Source organism: Pantoea sp. (genome assembly GCF_039594315.1).
Classification (GTDB): domain Bacteria; phylum Pseudomonadota; class Gammaproteobacteria; order Enterobacterales; family Enterobacteriaceae; genus Pantoea.
In genome coordinates this window covers 117400-139325 of the sequence record NZ_JBCNNP010000008.1, presented here as the reverse complement: position 1 = coordinate 139325, position 21926 = coordinate 117400, and the positions used below count along the sequence as shown (strand labels likewise).

Genomic DNA, 21926 nt, shown 5'->3' with positions numbered 1-21926 from the left:
TGAGGCCGTTGTGAAAGGTTAATAAATGCAATGGCACCCCTGCAGCTCAAAGACCTGGTTTTGTAGGGGAGCCATTGTTGGTGACCGCTATTGCTGCGTGTAAAGCGGTCCCGGATGGAGTTTTTCAATCACGCAACATCCCAATTGTGCCAGCGTGCGATCGCTTAGACGTTATTCAATGCCTGCCAGCGTTTGTAGACATCAATCGCTTCTGGATCGGCTTGATGCACCATCGGCATGCGTCGTTCCCCGATGGGTTTGGCAAATTCCGCATAGAAGGTCTCCAGTTCGAAGTACTTACGATCATCGCGATAAAACGGCACGTACTCTTCGCGTGTGGTGATGTAAACCACTTTGCGCGGGCTGCAATAATAAAGTGCGCCGAGGCACATCGGACATGGACTGGCCAGAATGTAGATATCGCAGTCGCTCAGATTCTCCGTACCCAATTTGCGGCAGGCTTCACGCACCGCGAGAATTTCTGCATGCGCAGTTGGATCGTTGGTTTGCGCCACCTGATTGGGACTTTCAGCGATGATCTCATTATCTCGCACTATCACCGTGGCAAACGGCCGTCCACCCTCCTCTACATTCTTCATCGCTAAGCTGATGGTACGTTTTACAAAATTCATTGTTGCTCCTTTTCCATCACGTTAAGTCGATGTTAAAAGCCTACAATTCAGCCTTGATAAGGTAAAAGTCTCAATTATTATTGATCCTATAATTTCAGCTTATAGGTCATGTAATGATACTGCGCTATATCCACTATTTTCTCGCCGTTGCCCAACACGGCAGTTTCACGCGTGCTGCAGCAGCGTTGTATGTGTCGCAACCAGCACTTTCGCAGCAGATCAAATTATTGGAACAAGATTTGGACGTGCAGTTGTTTGATCGCAGCGGTCGCACTATTCGGCTTACCGAAGCTGGCCGTGTTTATCAGCAGCACGCCAGCCTGGCATTGCAACAGTTGGATGCTGGTAAACGCGCATTACACAATGTGGCGGATTTATCACGGGGAAATCTGCGCTTAGGCGTAACGCCGACTTTTACGCCATGGTTAATTGGTCCTTTATTGGCGGCCTTTTGGCAGCAATATCCCGGTATCAAATTAACCATTAATGAAGCGACGCAGGAACAAATCGCGCAGCAGCTATTGGCCGATGAACTGGATGCCGGGCTAGGTTATGCGTGCGAATATGCCGACGAAATCAGCGCTACACCATTAATGCAGGAATCGTTGTCGTTGATGGTTAATAAAACTCATGCATTGTCGTACCGCAAGGAAATAAGCCTGCACGAGCTTGGCGACCAGCCGCTGATTTTACTGGATAATGGTTTTGCCACGCGCACGCAAATTGATGCGCAATTGCGCAAATTGGCTATTTCAGCGAACATTGTGGCCGAAACCAATACCATTGGCGTTATTCTACAGTTTATTCAACACTCGTCGGGGGCGGCATTGATGCCAGACAGTTTAATTCGGCCTGATAGCCATCTTGTCGCATTGAAAATAACGCCAGCATTTGCTGAGCGTACCGGCGTATTATTGATGCGAAGAAATTCAGGACATGCAGCAACGCTGGCATTAAAGAAATTGCTTGAGGAGTTATTATTAAATTGGCAGAAATAAAACGGAATGATTCGCTGCTAATAATCCCAGCAGCGAATCATAATATAGTGATCAGCGGCTGACTTCGTGTCCAATCAAACCACCAATAGCCGCACCACCCAAGGTGCCAAAGGTGCTGCCGCCGGTTAACACTGCGCCGCCAACGGCACCGACACCGGCACCAATCGCAGTATTTCTGCCACGATGCGACATGCCACAAGCGGTGACAGAAAACATAACCAACACGACAATGGCGATATTACAGCTGCGTTTTAAAAGCATACAAAACCTCACTGCCATGAATTAATGGCATGCAAAACGTTAATTTTTTGATTGTTGTTAAAATACCCAATCTGTTGTGACTGGCACTGCTCGTCGGCGTGAATTTAAGGTGTTTTCTTACATCGTGGAAGGTAAAAATTCCTATTTGCTGCTGGTAGCAATAAAGCGGCTAAAAAGCCGCCGCTATCGCGTATTTTATTACTAGCGATCCCCCACAACCGCATTTCCTGCCACACGTTTCACCCGCATTACGGTTCTAAACATCGCCAGCATCGACACAATCACCAAAATTGCCCCGACCAACGCCATCGCTTTAAAACCCAGATGTTTGAACATCATCAACCCGACAATCCCGCCAATTAGGAAAGAAGCAATCGTCGTCAGATGCGTCCACAATTGGTGACGCTGCCCCGCTACATTCTTTGACGGATCGCGGCGAAACATGGCGGCTAACACCGACGCCAGCGAAATACCGGCGTCAGTTAACGTACCAGTGATATGCGTTGAACGAACCCGGCCGTTGGATAATTGCGTTGAGGTAGAATTATGCACGCCCATTAGGAAACCCAGAATCACGATCACTTCCCGGTTATTATTGGGCGAATAGAAGAAAATTTCGAACAGCGCTAACGCAATTAATGCGATGCCTTCAACCCATAATATCTGACAGAAAATAATGCGATTACCATTGGCTAATCCGCTGATCACCACCATTCTTGCCGTCACCGCACCACAAACAAAGGCAAAAAGAATCGTCGCCAGAAAAGTAATGTCACGGAAATTAACGTTGGAGACTTCACTGGATAATTGTGAGGTGTTGCCGGACATATGTGAGGGGAAAAAGCCAAAAGCACCCAATGCGATGGCATTGAGCACGCCAGCGGCCGTCGCCAACCACATTGCCAGATTTCGGTCCTCATCGTGCGTACGCGTACGTTTTAGTTTAATCAGCATCAGATACCTCATTATTCTGAACCAGGGCCGAATAATAAACGTAGAGCATTGGGAGAATTTAATAAGCAGAAAATTCCCGATTAACGCAATGATAGTGTTAAAGAAACTAAAAAAATCAAAGAGGCGGGAATATAATTAAATAAATGTAAAGATTGGCCGTGCATTTCAATTTGGTCACCATAAATGGCGACCTTACAATGGATGATTGGTGATTTTCATCGGCGCGACGACCACATTCACACCCAAATCCTGCATGCGACGCAGAATCGGTACCGGCGTGCCCTGATTGACAATCACCACATCAAATTCACTCAAATGCGCGAAGCGATGCAGTGCGCGACGTTCAAATTTAGTGTTATCCATCATCAGAATGCGTTTCTGCGCGGCATCAAACATGGCGCGTTTGGTTTCAACCGTTTCGGCTGATTGGTGGAATACCGCATCATCAATAATCGCTGACATGCTCACAAAAAACACATCGGCACGCAGGCTGGCAATCTCTTCGCGCGTCATGCGGCCCATAAAAGCGTTGCACCAGTGATAGAACTGGCCGCCTAATCCCATCAATGTGATATCGCGGCCATTGCGCAACTCGTTCATTAACGTCAGGGAATTGGTGATCACCGTCAGCGGCGCGCGCGCCGATAATAAGCGCGCCATCTGCAATACCGTGGTGGAATCATCCAGGAAAATTGCCTGGCCGGGTTCGAGATAGGTTGCCGCCACTTCCGCAATTGCCTGCTTCTCTTCCAGTTGGCGCGTGGCGCGATAGATATCGCTGGATTCCACCAAACTGGTTGGCGTGGCAGAAACTACGCCGCGTGATTTGTGCAGCAAGCCGCGTTCAACCATTTCATCAATATCACGATGCGCGGTCATCAAACTGATGCCAAAGCGATCGGTGATATCTTCGATACGAATCGCACCTTCAGCCATCACCGCTTCGGCGATTAACTGCCGTCGTGCCAATTGGCGCGCCTGGCGACTATCGCTGGGTAAGGTTTCGGCCATGAATACACCTAGAGAAGAGTCCTGCGGGTTGTGCGCCATATTTCATCCGGGAAAGTGAAGCGGGAAGCGGTTCGGCACTCATTACAGCGTTTAAATGTGTTTTTGGCAAATTACAGCGAGATGAACAGAACGCGATAAATCGCGCCGCTACAAATTCGTGCGTTTTTTAGGTTCAGTTATCAAAACCCGCACATACCGTAGCGGCGCAATTTATTGCGCGTCTTTTACTGCTTCAACACAAACGGTGAAACGAAATCACCGGCGTTCTCTTTGGTGATCAGAATACAGTCAAACAGTTGCTTCTCCGAAGACGCGCCGGTTTTACCGGTTTTCAGGAAGCTATCCGCCTGCTCTACCGCTTTCTGTGCGAACTGTGCCACCGGCTGCATCACCGTATACGCCAGCGTACCGGCTTTCACCGCGTCTACCGCATCCGGTGAACCATCAAAACCGCCCACTTTGATCTGATTCAGCTTGCCCGCTTCTTTCAGTGCCGCGATTGCACCCAACGCCATTTCATCGTTGCCGCTGATCACCCCTTTAATGTTGGGATTTGCCTGCAACAGCGACTGCATTTTGTTGAAGCCTTGGGTACGGTCCCAGTTTGCCACTTCCTGACCGACTTTTTTCAGCGTGGGATACTGCGTCAGCACGGTGTCAAAACCGTTGGCGCGGGTCGCCGCGTTGTTATCCGACGGCGGGCCAACCAACTCAACATAGTTGGCGGTATCACCAACCTGCTTCACCCACTCCATCGCACCGACCGCTGCGCCCTGCGCGTTGTTGGAAACCAGCTGCGCTTTGGCGAGGCCGCTCTGATTCAGTTCGGCGTTGATGATAAACACCGGAATATTGGCGGCAATGGCTTTTTTCACCGAACCCACCGAACCGTCGGCGTTAGCGGGATCGAGAATAATCGCCTTCGATTTGTTGGTGATCGCCGTATCAATCAACTGACTTTCGGTGTTGGTATCACCTTTATGTGCGCTGACTTTAGCGCTGTAGCCGAGTTTCTCAGCCGCTTTCTGCGCCACCTGTCCTTCTGTTAACCAATAAGGGTTGGAAGGATCGTTGACGATAATGGTCATCAAACCGTTGTCCGCCCAGGTAGGCGCTGCAAAGGTGGTGATGGCCATGGCCGCAGCCGCGATAAACAGACGTTTAGTGAACATAGTTGGTGCTCCGTTATTATTGGGGTACAGGTTTTACGGATATCCGTGCGCGGCCGAAACCGCGCACGTGAGTTAGCGAGCGCGCCGTCCGTATTGCAAGGTGTTGAGCAATACCGCCAGCACGATCACGGCGCCAGTGAACACCGTCTGCCAGTAAGCAGAGACGCCGATAATCACCAAGCCATCAGAGAGAAAACCGATTACAAATGCGCCCAACAGCGTGCCGCGTACGTTACCGCGTCCGCCGGTTAAGGCCGCGCCACCAATCACCACCGCCGCAATCGCGGTCAGTTCGTAGGTGGTGCCCGCCGTCGGGCCAGCTGAGGTCAGCTGAGAGGAGAGCACCAATCCCGCCAATGCGGCACAGATGCCAGACAACACATACACGCTGATTTTGATGCGCTTGACTGGCACGCCAGACAGATCGGCGGCACGTTCGTTACCGCCGGAGGCATACAGCCAGCGACCAAACGCCGAACGGCTCAGCAGGAAACCGCAGGCCAACGCCACCACGCCCAACACCAGCACGCCGACCGGGATGTTGAAGATGCGATTGAAACCGAGCCAGTCAAAACCGGTGTTGCCCAGGGTTTCGCTGCCTGACAGTTTATTGTAGGTCAGACCATTGGTGATCAGCAGCGCGATACCACGCGCCACATACATGGTGCCGAGCGTGGCGACGAACGCTGGCACGCGGAACCAAGCGATCAACACGCCATTCACTAAGCCCACCAGCGCACCAACCACCAGCGTCAGAATCGCCACCGCCCACACCGGCAGATACAGCACCACGCCCAATGCGTCGAGGCTGATGCCCTGCATCATAAATCCCGCCATCACGCCAGCCAGGCCAAGCGTGGAACCGACGGACAAATCGATGCCGCCATTCAGAATCACCAGCAGCATGCCGATCGCCGGTAAACCAAAGATCGCTACGTGTGACGCCATGGTGAGGAAGTTGGCGCCGGTAAAATAGTTGGGTGATAACAGGGAAAACGTGGCGATAATCACCAGCAGCGCGATAAATGCGCGCCCTTCCAGCAGCAAACGCGCCAGATTCAGCTGCTTGTCGCCCTTCTTCTTCGCCGGCGTCGGCGCTGAGTCCAGCGTTTGGGTTCTGTCAGTCATCTGTTTTGCTCCGTTTTTCATGTCATGCCACCAGAGACTCGCCTGAAGCGGCCATAATGCGTTCTTTACTCACGTTGGCATCGAAGATGGCCGAAATGCGCCCTTTGCTCATCACCACAATGCGATGCGCAATACTCAGACATTCACCCACTTCCGAGGTGGTATACACCACCGCCAGCCCCTTTTTGGCGCTCTCCGCCAGCAGGCGGAACACTTCCGCTTTGGCGCCGATATCGATGCCACGGCTCGGCTCATCCAGCAGAATCACTTTAGGCCGCGTGGCGAGCATTTTGCCGATCACCACTTTTTGCTGATTGCCGCCCGAGAGCGATCCAATCGCTGCTTCGCCACCGGCGGTTTTCACCGTGACATTGCGAATACTGTCGGTGATCAGTTTTTTCTCGCGACTGCGCGACAACACCATGCCGCGCACAAATTCGCCGATACTGGCAAGCGACAGGTTTTCGCCCACCGACATGGTTTGCACCAAGCCGTCGCGCTGGCGATCTTCCGGCACTAACGCCAGACCGATCTGAATGCGTTGGGAAATGGTTAAGGAGGAGATTTCAGTGTCTTGCAGCAGAATCTGCCCGCTGCTTTGCCGTAAACGTCCGGCGATGCACTCCAGCAATTCGGTGCGTCCGGCGCCCATCAGGCCGTAAATACACACGATCTCGCCCGCTTGGACAGCTAGCGACAGGTTATCCACCAGCCGAATGCCGGTTTTACTTTTCAACGTCAGGTCTTTCACCGTTAACGCGGCTTGACCGAAGTCGTAACCTTGTGGTGGCGATCCAAGATCAAAGTGATCGCCCACCATGTTGCGCACGATCCATTCGAGGTCGATCTCATCGCGTTTGGCATAGGCGGTCATCACGCCGTCACGCAGTACTACCGCGCGATCGGTGATTTCCAGCGCCTCTTCCAGATGATGCGAGATATAAACAATCGCCACGCCCTGGCTGGTTAAATCACGGATAACCTGGAACAGCACCGCCACTTCCGCCGCGCTCAGCGCTGAGGTCGGTTCATCCATAATCAGGATCTGCGAATTCACTGACAGCGCGCGCGCAATTTCAACAATCTGTTGCTGACCCAAACGCAGATTCTCAACCGGCGTCAGCGGATCGATTTCCTCCTCCAGCGCCGCCATCAGATGTGCCGTCACGCGCGCCTCTTCGGCATAATCCACGCCGCCCGGTTTCATGATTTCGCGGCCCATAAAGATGTTGTCACGCACGTTCATGTTGGGCGCCAGATTTAGCTCCTGATGAATAATCGAGATACCGCAATCACGCGCTTCGGTAGCGGATCGAAAGACTTTCTCCTCGCCGTGCAGCAAAATCTCGCCGGTGGTTGGCGTGACTACGCCCGATAAAATCTTCATCAACGTCGATTTACCGGCGCCGTTTTCACCAAACAGCGTGGTCACTTCGCCACGACGGATTTCGAAATTGACGCCTTTCAGCGCATGGGTTGAGCCGTAAACTTTGCTGATGTTGCGCGCTTGCAAAATCACTTCGCCTTTCAGCAAGGCGGGATTAACGTTAAACGGTTTCATTTCACCTCCACGCTAACCGGCGTCACCATCCAGTTTTTTGGATTCAGCAAGCGGAACACACCGACCACTTCAACTGTTTTGCCCGGCAGCGCTTCACGATCCAGCTTGTCGAGTACCGCGCTTTTCATGGCGCGATTGATGGCGGAACCGGCGTTCTGGTACTCAATTTGGTTAGTGAAATCACCAAACTGGATCTTGCCGTTCGCATCACGCAAATCGGTGCCGGTAATCGCCGGGCCCGTTTGCAAACGCACCTGGGTACCTTCTGGCATGCCCTCCACTTTCAGCGGGAAGATGCCCATTTGCCCGGCTTGCACCACGCCTTCTAACTTCACGGCAAACACCGGCAGCGGCGAGCCGACGCCATATTTCTTCACTGCGTCGGCTTGATTCGCTTGCAGCGCGTCGGCCAGCGTTTTGGCGTCCACGGCGCGTGCCGCCACATCTTGCTGAATGGTTGGGAAGGTTTTCTGACCATAACTGTCGGGCGAGAAACCCTGCTCTTGCGCATCATCAGCCGAGCCGATTTTCACCACTTTGGTATCCAGCGCCATCGCGGCAATCACCGCGACAACCACAACGCCAATCATGGCGTAGCGTTTGACCCGCTTCCGGGAGATTTGCTGTGCAAGTATCGAGACATCGGACATAAGGTGACCTCTCACGGTATCAACTGCGATAATCGCATCGATAATGTTATAAATGTGATAACTTGTGTGATGAGGATTGTGCTGATGTGACTAAATTGTCAACAGCTATAGCGCAATTTTTTCAGGACAGCGATCTGGATCGCTTAATTAGTGTTACAGCCATCACAAACCGATTAAGTCCCGTCAAATAAGCCTTTTCCACGCGATGCCTCATTCTAAAACGAATAGCTATTACGCTGTTTTCGTGATCAACCTCGCCATCTGAAATGAAATTTATTCGTTTTATCGAAAAATAATACATGAGATATGTTATCTCAATGAGAAGTGGTGTAAGACATTATTTAGCAAAATCATCACAGCTCGTTAACACGATGCACGGTGCTGAATGGACTCTTCTTCTCTCGGAGGTGTATGTGGACGGTGGCGATATCATTCTGGGTCTGGATTCTGGCACCTCGGTGGTGAAAGCGGTGGCGTTTGATCTGGAAGGCACGCAGCTGGCATGCGCATCGGTGCGCAACAGTTATTACCGCAGCGAAGGCGGCGCCGCGCAGCAATCGATGACGCAAACCTGGCAAGATGCGGTCACTGCTATCCGCAAGCTGGGTGAACGTGTCGATAATCTGGCGTCACGCGTGGTGGCGGTAGCGGTCACCGCACAAGGTGATGGCAGCTGGTTGGTCGGTGCCAACAATCAGCCGGTGGGTGATGCATGGATTTGGCTGGATGCACGAGCCGCGCCGACAGTGGAAAAACTCAATCAACATCCGCTGGCAGCACAGCGTTTCAACGCCACCGGTACCGGGCTGAATACCTGCCAGCAAGGATCGCAGCTGGCGCACATGCAGCACTTCTTCCCTGAATTGTTGCAAAACAGCGAAGTGGCGCTGCACTGCAAAGATTGGCTGCACCTCAATCTCACCGGCATTCGTGCCACCGATCCTTCGGAAGCCAGCTTCACCTTTGGCAACTTCCGCCATCAGCGTTATGACGATGAGGTGATCGCCGCGTTAGGGCTGGAGCAACATCGTCATCTATTGCCAGAAATCATCGATGGCACCACCACCACCCATCCGCTCACCGCTGAGGCGGCGCAGGCCACCGGTTTGCGTGCCGGAACGCCGATTTGTCTGGGCTACGTCGATATGGCGATGACCGCATTGGGTGCGGGCGTGCATACCGGCGAAGCCAATACCGCCTGCTCGATTGTCGGTTCCACTGGCGTGCATTTGCGTAGCGTCACCATTGACGATGTGTGGCTCAATCCGGCGCAAACCGGTTACGTGATTCCCCTGCCGTGGCCCGGTTACGTCACGCAAGTGCAAACCAATATGGCTTCAACGCTCAACCTCGATTGGTTGCTGAATCTGGCCAGCGATCTGCTGAATAGCTTTGGTTGTGAAGTCGATCATGCGCGTTTGGTCGGACATATCGATCGCTGGCTCAACGCCGCCAAGCCCGGCACTTTGCTCTACCACCCGTATATCTCCATCGCCGGTGAGCGTGGCCCGTTTGTTAATGCCGAAGCGCGCGCCAGTTTTACCGGCCTGAGTTACACCCACAACTTCGGTGATTTGGTGCGTGCGGTGATTGAAGGCATCGGCATGGCGGCGCGCGATTGTTATCAAGCGATGGGCAGCTTGCCAGGCGAAATTCGCTTAACCGGCGGCGCGGTGCGCTCCGAACCGTTACGCCAGATTCTTTCCGCCTGCATTGGTGCGCCGGTGCGCATCAGCCAGCGTGATGAAGCTGGCGCAGCGGGCGCCGCGATGATGGCGGCGGTGGCGATCGGGGCTTATCCCTCAATGGAAAGTTGTGTCAAAACCTGGGTGATGCCGTTACTTGATGCGCCTGAAGCGCCCGCGCCAGCACTGATGCAACGCTATAACCAGCTTTTCCCGACCTATCAGCAGATGCGCAGCGATCTTCCCGCCGCGTGGCATGCGCTGAAACAGTTTTAAGGAGTCAATCATGAGTGAACACGTGCTGGATCTGTTTGTCATTGGCGGCGGTATTAACGGCGCAGGCATTGCGCGCGACGCCGCAGGACGCGGGTTAACGGTGATGATGTGTGAGAAAGATGACCTCGCGCAAGGCACCTCTTCGCGATCTGGCAAGCTGGTGCACGGCGGGCTGCGTTATCTTGAATATTACGAATTTCGTCTGGTGCGCGAAGCGCTAATCGAGCGAGAAGTGTTGCTCAACGCCGCGCCCCACATTATCTGGCCGATGCGCTTTGTGTTACCGCACAGCCCAACCGATCGCCCGGCGTGGCTGGTGCGTCTTGGCCTGTTTCTGTATGACCATCTTGGCGGTCGCAAAAAACTGCCTGGCACGCGTTCGCTGGATTTAGCCCGCGATCCCGAAGGTGCACCGATTTTGGACAGCTATCAAAAAGGCTTCGAATATTCGGACTGCTGGGTTGATGACGCGCGTTTGGTCACGCTCAACGCGTTGGATGCAGCTGAACGCGGCGCGACCATTTTGCCGCGCACCGCTTGCGTGGCAGCCACCCGCCATCAGGGGAAATGGGAAATCACCTTGCAGGACGCCAGCGGCAGCACGCGTACCGTATTTGCCAAAGTGCTGGTTAACGCCGCCGGCCCGTGGGTGTTGGACATTGTTAATCAGGTGACGCACACCAAAAGTAATCGCAACGTGCGGCTGGTGAAAGGATCGCACATCATCGTGCCGAAATTCTGGGAAGGTCAGCAGGCGTATTTGGTGCAGAACACCGACAAACGGGTGATTTTTATCAACCCGTATGAAGGCGATAAAGCGCTGATTGGCACCACCGATATTCCATGGCAAGGCAAAGCTGAAGCGGTGACCGCCGACGACAGCGAACAGCAATATCTGATTGATGTGGTCAATCGCTACTTCAAAGTCAAACTGCGCCCCAGCGATGTGATTACCCGCTTCTCCGGCGTGCGTCCGCTGTTTGATGATGGCAAAGGCAATCCATCAGCTGTGACGCGTGATTATGTATTTGATCTCGACGATCAGCTAAACGCCCCGCTGCTGCATGTGTTTGGCGGCAAGATCACCACCTTCCGTAAACTGGCGGAACACGCGATTCAGAAACTGGCGCCGTTCTTTCCCAACATGGGCGCGGACTGGACGCGCACCGCCACTTTGCCGGGCGGGGATATGCCGCATGCCGATTTCGACAGCTTCTTAGAACAGGTCAAAGCACGCTGGCCGTGGCTGCCACAGCCGCTGCGCAAGCATTACGCTCGGTTATACGGCACGCGTATAGACAAACTGATCGGCCACGCTAAGGCGTTAGGCGAGCTTGGACAGCATTTTGGCGGGCAAATGTATGAAGCCGAGGTGCGTTATTTGGTGGAAAACGAATGGGCGCAGCAGGCGGAAGATGTGTTGTGGCGTCGCACCAAACATAAACTGCACCTCGACGAAGCTCAGCAACACGCCTTCATCCAGTGGTTCGATGCCACTTTTGTTACGCCAGCGCCGCTGCGTGCGCATGTGGGATAAGAGGTGAATCATGCCATTAACGCTGTCACTGAATACCAATCCGTTGGTCAATCGCTTCGCCGAACCGCAGGATTTGATTCACACCGTGGCGCAGCAGATCCGCATCCGCGATCTGCAATTGACGCACGAATTTATCAATCCAGGTTGGCCTGCCGCTACCATCAACCGCATGACGCGTCGCATGCAGCTGGCAATGAAGGCAACCGGCGTGCGCGTCACGTCGGGTATGACCGGGCCGTATGGTCGCCTCAATCATTTTGGTCATCCTGATGTTGAGGTGCGCCGCTACTACGTTGACTGGTTCAAAACCTTTGCTGATATCACCGCTGAATTGGGTGGCGATTCAGTGGGATCGCAGTTCGCGATTTTCACCCAGCAAGATTTTAACGATGTTAAACGCCGTGAGGCGCTGATTGATATCGCGATCGATTGCTGGGCGGACGTCGCCGAACACGCGAAAGTGGCGGGACTCAAATACCTGTTTTGGGAACCGATGAGTATTGGACGCGAGTTTGGCGAAACTATCCCGGCTTGCCTGGCGCTGCAACAGCGTTTGAGTGCAGAATCCTTTGCACTGCCGATGTGGATGATGGCCGATATCGATCACGGTGATGTCACATCTGCCGACCCGCGCGATTACGATCCGTATGCATGGGCGGAAGCGGTGCCGCGCTATTCGCCGATTATTCACATTAAGCAGAGCATGCTGGATAAAGGCGGCCACAGACCTTTTACATTGCAGTACAATGCCGGTGGCCGCATCCAGCCACAGCCGCTGCTCGACGCCTTGGCGCGTGGCGGAGCGCAGGATAATGAAATCTGCCTGGAACTGAGCTTCAAAGAGCGCGAACCCAGCGACAGTAATGTGGTGGCGGAGATTGCCGAGAGCGTGGCGTTCTGGGCAGGACATATCGATACCGGCGTGCAGGATCTGCATTTGGCGGGGTGAGTGAGGATAGCTGCAAACCGCACGATCGGCTCCTTCTCCCACTTGTGGGAGAAGGTTGGGATGAGGGAAAGCAAGCACCATCTAAAAAACAGGACAAACCATGAAACCGGCTCCAACCTCAACTGAACGCGATGAATCTTTGGCCCTGCGCGCGGCCTGGTTGCACTACGTTGGTGGTCTAACGCAAGCCGAAGTGGCAAAGCGCCTGGGATTACCCTCGGTCAAAACCCATCGTCTGATCGCCCGCATGGTGGCGGAAGGCGCGGTAAAAGTATCGATTGATGGTGATATCGTGGCGTGCGTGACGCTGGAGGATCAACTGCGTGAACGCTTTGGCCTTAACTTCTGCCATGTTGCGCCGGATCTGGGTGAAGAAGGATTGCCGGTGCGTGCGCTCGGCATGGCCGGCGCGGATTATCTGCGCAACCTGCTCAGCTCCGCGCCCGCAACCACGCTGGGTTTGGGACACGGACGCACCCTTTCCGCCGCCATTCATCAATTGCCGCGCATTGACGCGCCGCACATGCGCTTTGTTTCGTTGCTCGGCTGCTTAACCCGCAATTACGCATTGAATCCGCATGACGTTATGCATCGCATCGCCGAGAAAACCGGTGCGCAGGCTTACATGATGCCGGTGCCGTTTTTCGCCAATACCCAGGAAGATCGCGAAGTGTTGCTGGCACAGCGCGGCGTTAGTGAAGTGTTTGCCATGGCAGCACAAAGCGAAGTGAAACTGGTGGGCATTGGCACGGTAGAACCCGCTGCGCAACTGGTTGAAGCGGGCATGATTGATGAAGCGGAGATCAATGACATCTCCTCTTCAGGTGCGGTTGGCGAACTGCTCGGACATTTCTTCGATGCCAGTGGGCAAATGATTCACACCAATCTCACAGCACGTACTTTATCGGTTGAACTGGATATGGCGAATCGCGCCGAAATCGTGGCATTGGCTGGCGGTGCCAGCAAAGTCGATGCCATCCGCGCGGTATTGGCCAGCGGATTAGTCACTGGCTTGATTACCGATGAATTAACGGCGCAGGCGTTGATCTCGTCGTAGGGTCGCCATTCATGACGACCTCTACTGATCACGGCTGCGCAAGCGCTGACGCAGATTTGTAAACAACCCACGACTCACCACAATGGCGATGATGATTGCGCCCCAGGTGGCGGTGATCATAAACGGATCGAGGCGCAGTAAATTCAAGCCGCTGGAGATCAATTGCAAAATAATTACCGCCAACACCACGCCAGAAACCCGACCGAATCCGCCAAACGGGCTAACCTTGCCGAGAAACGCCGCCAGCACCGCCACCAGCAAATAGGAGTCGGCGTAGCTGGCTTTCACGGAGTTAAGTTGCCCCATCATCACCAGCGAGGTCAGCGCGGCAAACGCCGACGAGAACATATATTGCATCACGCTGATTTTCACCAGATTGACGTTGGCATACTGCGCCGCCGTGGCGTTCGATCCCATCATGTACAAGCTGAAGCCAAAGCGGGTTTTATTGAGGATCACCGAAGCCGCCAGCGCCGCGACAATAAACAGAATCAGCGCATTCGGTACGCCATAACTTTCACCGTTACCGATATTCAGCAACGCATCCGGGAATCCCGATAAGGTATATCCGCGCGTTAACACCACGTTAAGGCCGGCAATCAGCGTCATGGTGCCGAGCGTCACTAAGATATCCGGGATCTTGAGGATCGAAATCAGCAAGCCGTTGATCACGCCCACCAGCATGCAGGCTACAAATCCCAGCACCACCGCCAATAACACCCATTCGCCGCCTGCCAGTTTCATGCCTTGTGCCGAGAAATGCTGCAAACAGAGCGCGATGATGATGCCGTTGAGATTGGCCGTCGCGATAATCGATAAGTTGATGCCACCGGACAGCATGGAAATCATCATGCCAATCGCCAGCAAACCGACAATCGGTAATTGATACGCCATCGACACCAGGTTTTGTGGCCGGATAAAGCGCTCGCCGTTGAGGGCAAACATCAGAATAAATACCCCAATCAGCACCAAATACAGCGACAAGTTTTCTGCCACCACCGCGGTTAAACGCATTCGAGCCGGCGTGTAGGTTTTCATGGTTTTGCTCCTCATTGTTCAATCACCACACGCACTTGCGCCCTTTTCTGCCGCAGAATTTGCAGCGCATTCAGCGATACGCTGAACAGAATCACCAGACCGGTGAAAACGTTGTAGTAATACGGCGAGACTTTCAGCAAGGTCAGGCTGTTACTCAGGATGGCGAACAGCAACACGCCGAGCAACGTACCCGCCACGCTGCCGCGTCCGCCGGTCACCGATGCACCGCCTAGCACTACGGCAGCAATCACCTGCAACTCCGAACCGACAATCGAGTTAGGGATCACCGTTTGCACAATCGACACCTGAATAATGCTGGCGAAACCGGAGATCGCCCCGACAAAGGTGTAGATAAACAGCGTGGTGCGGCGCAGGTTAAAGCCAACGCGTTCCGCCGACAGCGCATTGCCGCCCACCGCGTAGATGCTGCGGCCCAGCACCGTGTGTTTCAGGAACAGATGCAGAAATATCGCCAGCGCAAACCACAAGCAGGTCACCAAACTCAAGCCGTACCACGAACCGTTGGCGGCTTGCAGCGGGAAGATTTTGATCTCCGCCAGGCTGAGGATGGAAGGTGGCAAGTCGTAAATCAGATCGCCCTGCGTCACTACGTACAACGCGCCGTAAAACAGGCTGTTAGTGGCGATGGTGACGATGATGGCGGTAATTTTGAAGTAATAGATGATGACGCCGTTAAGCAAGCCCATCAGTGCGCCAAGCATCAAGGCGCAGAGGATCGCCAGCCAGATATTATCCAGCCCAAGTTGCAGGAACCAGAACACCACCACGTATTGCGCCACCTGTGCGATGGCGGTAAACGAGACATCAAAGCCACCGGAAATCAGCACCAGCAGCACGCCGAGGGCAAAAATGCCGAGCACCGTCCAGGATTTCAGCAGCGAGGTGAGATTATCGAAGCTGATAAAATTGGGATTGATGCTGGTGATCACCACACACAGCAACACAATCAGCACCAGCAGCAGCGTTTCGCGCGCCTTGAGCAGTTTCATCACATCCACAGCATTCTCCTTCAGTAAGCGTCATTGACGCTCCATCTCATGTTGCAGTGATTCGTTATCGATCTCGTCGCTGCGCCAGCTGTTACCCAGACGACCACGCTGCATCATGATGATGCGATCGCAGTTGGCCAGCAGTTCTGGCAATTCATCGGAGATGAAAATGATGCCCATACCTTCCTGCGCTTTGGCTTTTACCGTTTGGTAAATGTAATTTTTCGCGCCGACGTCGATGCCAACGGTTGGGCTATCAAGGATGAATACCTGCGGACGCATCGCCAGCCATTTTGCCAGCACCACTTTTTGCTGGTTACCGCCAGACAACATCCGAATCGGCTGATCCTGGCTGCCATATTTCACCTGCATGCCTTTCAGCAACTGCTCCACCGTGGCGCGCATTTTGCTGCCGTTGAGCAAGCCTAACGGCGTGAGATAGTGATCGAGGGTACAAATCGCCGCGTTAGCGGCGATGCTCTGCTCCATCACCAATCCTTGCGCCAGCCGGTCTTCTGGCACATACGCGATGCCATGTTTCACCGCCGCATGGATGCTATTAATGGTGACCGGTTTACCGTGCAGACGAATTTCACCGCTTTGCGCCGGTTCCACGCCAAACAGCGCCATGGCCAGTTCGGTGCGCCCGGCCCCCAATAAACCAGCGATGCCGAGTACTTCGCCTTTGTGCAGATCAAAACTGACATCCTGGAAACTGTTGCGCTTACTGAGATTACGCACGCTTAGCAGCACTTCTTCGCTGGCACTGGACGCGCGCTGTTCGAAGGTGAGCGCGTAGCCCAACATCAGGGCTTCGATATCACCGCTGGTCAGTTGTGTGGTCGGCTGGCAATCAATCACCTTGCCATCGCGCATCACCGTGACGCGGTCACAAATCTCCAGCAACTCGTTCAACTTATGGCTGATAAAGATGAAGGCGATGCCCTGCGCTTTGAGCTGACGCAGAATAGTGAATAAATTGTTGATTTCACTGCGCGTTAACGCGGTGGTGGGTTCATCAAGAATGATCAGTTTGGATTGATTGACCAGCGCGCGCGCAATCGCCACTAATTGCTGTTTGGCAATCGGTAACTCTTCGACGCTGGCGTCGAGGTCCAACTTAATACCCAACTGCGCAATGATTTTTTCCACGTTGTCTTTGTAGCCAGCGCTGCGCACCAACGCTTTACGGTCGTTGAGCATCTGGCTGATATAGATGTTTTCCAGCACCGTCAAATTGGGGAACAACGACAAATCCTGATAGATGATGCCGATGCCTTGCTTCACTGCGTCCATGGCGGAAAAGCGTTGAATCGGCTGATTCTTGATGCTCATGCTGCCGCGATCGCGCGCTTCAACACCGGCAATGATTTTCATCAACGTTGATTTGCCGCAGCCGTTTTCACCTACCAGGCCGTGCACTTCTCCTTCGTTGATATCGAAACTGACGTCGTTTAATGCGGTCACGCCGCCAAATTTTTTCGTGACGTTTGCCACCGAGAGAAACTGCATGTGACCTCCAACCGTAAAAGCAGTGATCGTAGCGGCGCGATTTATCGCGCGTTCTTCAGCAATATCATGGCTGGAAGTTGCGCGATGAATCGCGCCGCTACGCTATGTGCCAGGTTTCGCCAATCAGAAATCGTATTTGCTGTAGTTGTCTTTGGTCACGGTCAGCGGTTTATCGAAGATGATGTTCTGCCCGGTGATGGTCGGCACGCCGAGAGTTGGAATCTCCATACCTTGTTTAATCTGGTCGCGTTTACCGTCCAGAATCAGCTTGGCGATATAGGCCATCGCATACGACGCTTCGCCCGGACTCCACAAGATCGACTCGGTAATCGAACCGTCTTTCAGGAAGGTGGCGCTCTCTTTCGGCGAGGTGGTGCCGATCACTGTGAGTTTGCCCACCAACCCTTTCTCTCTCAGCGCCTGTGCCGCGCCCGGACCGCCCTGACTACCAAACGCCAGCACGCCTTTCAAATCGGGATAGGTTGATAACAATTCCAATGTTTTCTGGCGTGATGCGTTGCGATCTTCACTCACTGGGAAACGATCCGACACCAACTTCATATCAGGATATTTGGCTTTCATCTGCTTAATAGCCGCATCCGCCCAGGTGTTGTGCGCCGGCACCGTCAGCGAGCCAACATAGATAGCAAACTCGCCTTTGCCACCGGCATGTTTAGCGAATTGATCCATCATGTAGCTGCCGAACTTTTCGTTTTCGATCATCTCAACGTCGTAGTCCGCTTCAGGCTGATTCACCGATTCGTGGGTAATTACCACGATTTTCTGCGCGCGCGCCTGCTTGAACACCGGCTCAACTGAACTGGCGTTATTCGGCACCACTAACAGCGCATTGGCACCTTGGGTGATGGCATCGCGAATGATGCCAACCTGCTGTGCTTCATCAGCGGTGGGTGGCGCTTGCTGGAACGTTTCGATCTTGAAATCTTTTGCTGCTTTCTTCAGCCCGGTTTCGTAATCGTTAAACCACGCTGAACGGAGCTTAGGAATGCCGACCATGGTGTATTCGTCAGCCGCTTGCAGAGGTAATGAGGTGCTGATGGTGGTGACGCCCAACAGCAGCGCCAGCGTGAGAGCATTACGCGTTTTCATCATTGTTGTGTCCTTTATCAAACAGAATCAGCGGGATAGCGCCGTTCAGGTTCGGGAATGGAGCCAGCGTTACCGATTTCGATCACGGCACCCTGAAAACGCTCCTCGGTATCGAGGTAATAAAAAACGTCATCGCCAATATTGCCGCTCTGCACCACTTGGTAGCCGCGCGCCTGGTAGGTTTCGAGCGCTTTTTCGCAGTCGGCAAAATAGAGTTTGAGGTGATGCAGGCCGTAGCCATGCTTTTCGATGTATTCGTCGTAGATGCTGTAACCGGAAACCGGCTGCATCAGCTCCATCTGTACACCGTTAATCCAACACACCGCGATTTTGTAGATGTGTTCCGCTGGTTGACCGCGATAGATCGAGTTATTCACGTTGTGCGGGCCGTAGGTATACACATCCCACGGTCCCATTTCGAAAGCTTCCCAGTAGTGCTGCATCGCCGCATCAAGGTCTTCGACCAGGTGGGCAATCTGAATGATGTCACCGTCTTTCATGGTTATGCGCTCCAACGTTTAAGCAAACTTGTGCGGCAGGCCTTCAAGATTGGTGTGGCTGGCTTTCATCGCATCCATTTTGATGTCGCACTGCTCAATCAGCATCATGGTGACGATGTCGGTGAACAGAAACAGCGCCTGCTCCAGCAGCGTCGACATCGGTTGAATCGATGCCACTTCCTGATCGCCGCCAAAGATTTGCCCCCGCACGCGTACCGCTAAATCGGCATATTGGCCATGTTCATTCTCTGGATGCGCTGTCAGCAGCACGATGCGAGCGCCCGCCTCCTTCGCCAGCTTGATGATGTTCAGCTCTACGTTGGTCACCGCACAATGGACAATCAGCAGATCGCCCTTGCCGAGATACGGAGTGGTAGTGTCGTACACCACGTAGCTGTCAAAACCCATGTGCTTCAGGCGCATGGCAAAGCCGCGCACCGACAGTTGCATGCGTCCCATGGCATAAAGTTGGATGGTTTTGGCCTGGCGAATTTCAGCGATCAGCTGTTCGATTTGCTGCTCATCGACCTGCAGTAGTGTTTGCTTGTTCTCTTCAATGACGGCATTAACCAGCTCTTGGTAACGAGACATGTGTCATTCCTCAGTTGGCCCTGATCGGGGCTGATGTAGGGTTTTATGTTTACAAATTTGTAAAGCAAATGACCTGACAACTGAGCACAACCTTACGCAACAATTTTACTTTTTCTTTTGGATTTGATCACAAATTAAACACTTCCGGTTTACATATTGCCTTGTAGTGTCGAAATAACGCGCTGCGTCACAAGTTTTAGCGGCTTTTCTGCGCTATGTTGCCTGCAACAAGATTGGGATGGGAATGTTGTAGCGGATATTCATCGTGCGAATATTTTACAAATTTGCGCGAATTTCAGTGGCTTGATTTTACTTATTAACTCCCTTAATGTGTTCCAGCGCCAGCCTGCGGGCCTGCGCATTGAACAGCCACGCAATGGGTGAACAGGATTATGGCGAAATCAGGCAAGCTGGAACGCGTTTATCATGAAATCGCCCTGCGCATTCAGCGCGGCGATTATGCCAACGGCGAACGCCTGCCGACCGAACTCACGTTGTGTGCTGAGTTGGATGTTTCCCGCCCCACCTTGTCACGCGCCCTCGCCCGTTTGCGCGAGCAAGGGCTGATCAGCAGTACGCAAGGTTCAGGTCATTACATCACCTTTACGGATGCCATCACGCCTGCGAATCATCAGCCGGGCATGGCGTTAGGCATCCTCTCGCCACGTATGGAGGCCAATGAAAGTGGCTTCCTGTTTGAGCAAATCTTCAAATCCATCGCCGCACTTTCGCAGCCTTTTAACTTCGATTTAGTGTGGAATGGCGTGATGACGCTCGGCGCGGGCGCATCGCGTCAGGCGATTATCAGCAAGATTGATGGCGTAATTGAGCGTTATCAGCGCAGCGGCGTCAAAGGCGTGTTCTTTATCCCGATTGAGTTCCACCCGTTTGCCGGTGAAATTAACCAATTGATCCTCAATAAACTGGAGCGCGATGGCATCAGCGTGATTTTGCTGGATAGCGATGTGGTGCGTTGGCCGCAACGCAGCCGTTGGGATCTGATTGGTATTGATAACGTGGCAGCAGGCAGCGTGATGACGCGCCATTTGTTAGGCACTCGACCACGCCGCATCGATTTTCTCTGCGAACGTTTCTCCGCCAATACCGTGCACATGCGCATGCTCGGCTATCAACTGGCGTTACAGAATGTGGGGATTTTTCCGCAGCCGGAATGGCAGCACGAAGGTGAATTAAATCAGCCCGAATTTGTCGCCGCTTTACTGGCCAGTGGCGCGCAGGATGTGGTGTGCGCCAATGATTTCACCGCGATGAAGTTGCTGTCGCTGTGCAGTCAACGTGGGGTGAATATCAATGTGGTGGGATTCGATGACAATGAATATTCCGCGCTGCTCGGCATTCCGCTTACCACCTGGAAACAACCGTTTACCGCCATTGGCCATAATGCGGTGGTGGCGATGATGCACCGATTGCAGCACCCAGATGCCAGCCCGCTACACCTTATTGCACAAGGCGAGTTGATCGTGCGGGCATCATGTCATGCTTTAGTGCGTTAAGCCTCACACCAAACTCAATTCCACGCCCTGTTCCAGCAACAGTTGTTGATACGGCAGATGGAGATCGCCGTCGGTGATCACCTGGCGAAACGGCTGAGTGGGTGCCAAGGCAAACGGATGGATTTGGCCGAACTTGGAGGAATCTGTGAGCGCGATGGTATGCGTCGGTTTTTCCATGATGGCATTCACCACATCGCAGCGCAGCATATCGCGACCGGTAAAACCGGTGCTGGCATCCCAGCCATCAATGCCAATAAAGGCTTTGTGAAAATTCAAACTTTGAATGCACAGCCGTGTTAGCGGCCCCACCACCGATTCGCTGCTTTTCTGGAACAGGCCGCCAAGGATGATCACATCGCCACCCTTTTCGCGCAGCAATCCGGCGATGTAATGGCTCACGGTAATAATGGTGATGTCATCACGTTCGCTGAGTTCACGCGCCAGCAACGCGTTGGTGCTGCCGCCTTCGATAAACACCGTTTCGCCGCTGTTCACCAGCGAAGCGGCGTATTCCGCCAGGCGTTTTTTTACCGCAAAGCGGGTTTGCATGCGCGCGCCAACGTCATCACTCTCTGGCGCCACGGCTGAACCGTGCACGCGGCGCAGAAAGCCGCCTTTCTCCAATAGGTTGAGATCCTGGCGGACAGTGACTTCGGAAACGCCGGTGGTGTGCGCCAGCTCATTGACGCTGACGCTACCGCGCTCGCTAACCAATTGGATTATCTGTTGATGACGTGCGTTCATAACATTCGCTGCGAGTGAATTTTTGCCAAGCTTACC

21 protein-coding genes are annotated in these 21926 nt (G+C 53.5%); 6 read left to right on the top strand and 15 right to left on the bottom strand.

Annotation, left to right across the window (positions count from 1 at the left end):
• Positions 1-164 precede the first annotated feature (164 nt).
• Positions 165-632: a nucleoside deaminase gene (locus ABDW13_RS08290; RefSeq protein ID WP_343552046.1), complete on the bottom strand. Its 468-nt coding sequence runs from the start codon at positions 630-632 to the stop codon at positions 165-167.
• A 113-nt stretch (positions 633-745) separates the two neighbouring features.
• Between ABDW13_RS08290 and cynR the strand changes: the two genes are divergently transcribed.
• Positions 746-1630 carry a transcriptional regulator CynR gene (gene cynR / locus ABDW13_RS08285; protein WP_343552045.1) on the top strand — a complete coding sequence of 295 codons (885 nt, stop codon included), beginning with the start codon at positions 746-748 and terminating at the stop codon, positions 1628-1630.
• Positions 1631-1681: 51 nt separating this feature from the next.
• Here the strand turns inward: cynR and ABDW13_RS08280 are convergent, their stop codons facing one another.
• From ABDW13_RS08280 to ABDW13_RS08250, 7 genes are all read right to left on the bottom strand, one after another.
• A complete protein-coding gene (locus tag ABDW13_RS08280; RefSeq protein WP_061718879.1) occupies positions 1682-1891 on the bottom strand; it encodes a glycine zipper 2TM domain-containing protein in 210 nt (69 codons plus the stop codon).
• Between the two features lie 201 nt (positions 1892-2092).
• Complete coding sequence (locus ABDW13_RS08275) at positions 2093-2845, bottom strand: YoaK family protein (RefSeq protein ID WP_343552043.1); 753 nt, start codon at positions 2843-2845, stop codon at positions 2093-2095.
• A 192-nt stretch (positions 2846-3037) separates the two neighbouring features.
• Complete coding sequence (locus ABDW13_RS08270) at positions 3038-3895, bottom strand: DeoR/GlpR family DNA-binding transcription regulator (RefSeq protein ID WP_343552042.1); 858 nt, start codon at positions 3893-3895, stop codon at positions 3038-3040.
• A 185-nt stretch (positions 3896-4080) separates the two neighbouring features.
• Positions 4081-5028 (bottom strand): D-ribose ABC transporter substrate-binding protein, encoded by a 948-nt coding sequence (locus tag ABDW13_RS08265; protein ID WP_343552040.1) that lies wholly within the window; start codon positions 5026-5028, stop codon positions 4081-4083.
• A 72-nt stretch (positions 5029-5100) separates the two neighbouring features.
• Positions 5101-6156: an ABC transporter permease gene (locus tag ABDW13_RS08260; RefSeq protein ID WP_343552039.1), complete on the bottom strand. Its 1056-nt coding sequence runs from the start codon at positions 6154-6156 to the stop codon at positions 5101-5103.
• A 22-nt stretch (positions 6157-6178) separates the two neighbouring features.
• Complete coding sequence (locus ABDW13_RS08255; RefSeq protein ID WP_343552038.1) at positions 6179-7717, bottom strand: sugar ABC transporter ATP-binding protein; 1539 nt, start codon at positions 7715-7717, stop codon at positions 6179-6181.
• Complete coding sequence (locus ABDW13_RS08250) at positions 7714-8367, bottom strand: DUF2291 domain-containing protein (RefSeq protein WP_343552036.1); 654 nt, start codon at positions 8365-8367, stop codon at positions 7714-7716. The genes ABDW13_RS08255 and ABDW13_RS08250 overlap by 4 nt, the downstream gene beginning before the upstream one ends.
• 413 nt (positions 8368-8780) lie before the next feature.
• Between ABDW13_RS08250 and ABDW13_RS08245 the strand changes: the two genes are divergently transcribed.
• The 4 genes from ABDW13_RS08245 to ABDW13_RS08230 all read left to right on the top strand — a co-directional run bounded on the left by ABDW13_RS08245 (position 8781) and on the right by ABDW13_RS08230 (position 13871).
• Positions 8781-10328, top strand: coding sequence for an FGGY-family carbohydrate kinase (locus ABDW13_RS08245; protein WP_343552035.1), 1548 nt, complete (start codon positions 8781-8783; stop codon positions 10326-10328).
• Between the two features lie 10 nt (positions 10329-10338).
• Positions 10339-11865 (top strand): glycerol-3-phosphate dehydrogenase, encoded by a 1527-nt coding sequence (locus tag ABDW13_RS08240; RefSeq protein WP_343552033.1) that lies wholly within the window; start codon positions 10339-10341, stop codon positions 11863-11865.
• Positions 11866-11875: 10 nt separating this feature from the next.
• Positions 11876-12814, top strand: a complete 939-nt coding sequence (locus ABDW13_RS08235) for a TIM barrel protein (RefSeq protein WP_343552031.1) — start codon at positions 11876-11878, stop codon at positions 12812-12814.
• Positions 12815-12914: 100 nt separating this feature from the next.
• Complete coding sequence (locus ABDW13_RS08230) at positions 12915-13871, top strand: sugar-binding transcriptional regulator (RefSeq protein ID WP_343552029.1); 957 nt, start codon at positions 12915-12917, stop codon at positions 13869-13871.
• Positions 13872-13892: 21 nt separating this feature from the next.
• On the opposite strand, the gene ABDW13_RS08225 is transcribed toward ABDW13_RS08230, so the two are convergent.
• The 6 genes from ABDW13_RS08225 to ABDW13_RS08200 form a co-directional block, all read right to left on the bottom strand.
• On the bottom strand, positions 13893-14909 hold the full coding sequence (locus ABDW13_RS08225) for an ABC transporter permease (protein WP_343552027.1): 1017 nt from the start codon (positions 14907-14909) through the stop codon (positions 13893-13895).
• Between the two features lie 11 nt (positions 14910-14920).
• A complete protein-coding gene (locus tag ABDW13_RS08220) occupies positions 14921-15919 on the bottom strand; it encodes an ABC transporter permease (RefSeq protein ID WP_343552052.1) in 999 nt (332 codons plus the stop codon).
• 30 nt (positions 15920-15949) lie between these two features.
• The gene (locus tag ABDW13_RS08215; RefSeq protein WP_343552025.1) at positions 15950-17431 is read right to left on the bottom strand and encodes a sugar ABC transporter ATP-binding protein; all 1482 of its coding nucleotides are present in this window, start codon (positions 17429-17431) and stop codon (positions 15950-15952) included.
• Positions 17432-17554: 123 nt separating this feature from the next.
• Positions 17555-18544 carry an autoinducer 2 ABC transporter substrate-binding protein gene (locus ABDW13_RS08210; RefSeq protein ID WP_343552024.1) on the bottom strand — a complete coding sequence of 330 codons (990 nt, stop codon included), beginning with the start codon at positions 18542-18544 and terminating at the stop codon, positions 17555-17557.
• Positions 18545-18558: 14 nt separating this feature from the next.
• Entirely contained in the window at positions 18559-19041 is a 483-nt protein-coding gene (locus ABDW13_RS08205) for a VOC family protein (RefSeq protein ID WP_343552023.1), read from the bottom strand.
• Positions 19042-19059: 18 nt separating this feature from the next.
• Complete coding sequence (locus ABDW13_RS08200; protein ID WP_343552022.1) at positions 19060-19632, bottom strand: SIS domain-containing protein; 573 nt, start codon at positions 19630-19632, stop codon at positions 19060-19062.
• 392 nt (positions 19633-20024) lie between these two features.
• On the opposite strand from ABDW13_RS08200, the gene ABDW13_RS08195 reads away from it, so the two are divergent.
• Positions 20025-21146: a GntR family transcriptional regulator gene (locus ABDW13_RS08195; protein WP_343552020.1), complete on the top strand. Its 1122-nt coding sequence runs from the start codon at positions 20025-20027 to the stop codon at positions 21144-21146.
• A gap of 3 nt (positions 21147-21149) precedes the next feature.
• Here the strand turns inward: ABDW13_RS08195 and ABDW13_RS08190 are convergent, their stop codons facing one another.
• On the bottom strand, positions 21150-21890 hold the full coding sequence (locus ABDW13_RS08190; RefSeq protein WP_343552019.1) for a DNA-binding transcriptional regulator YciT: 741 nt from the start codon (positions 21888-21890) through the stop codon (positions 21150-21152).
• Between the last annotated feature and the right edge of the window lie 36 nt (positions 21891-21926).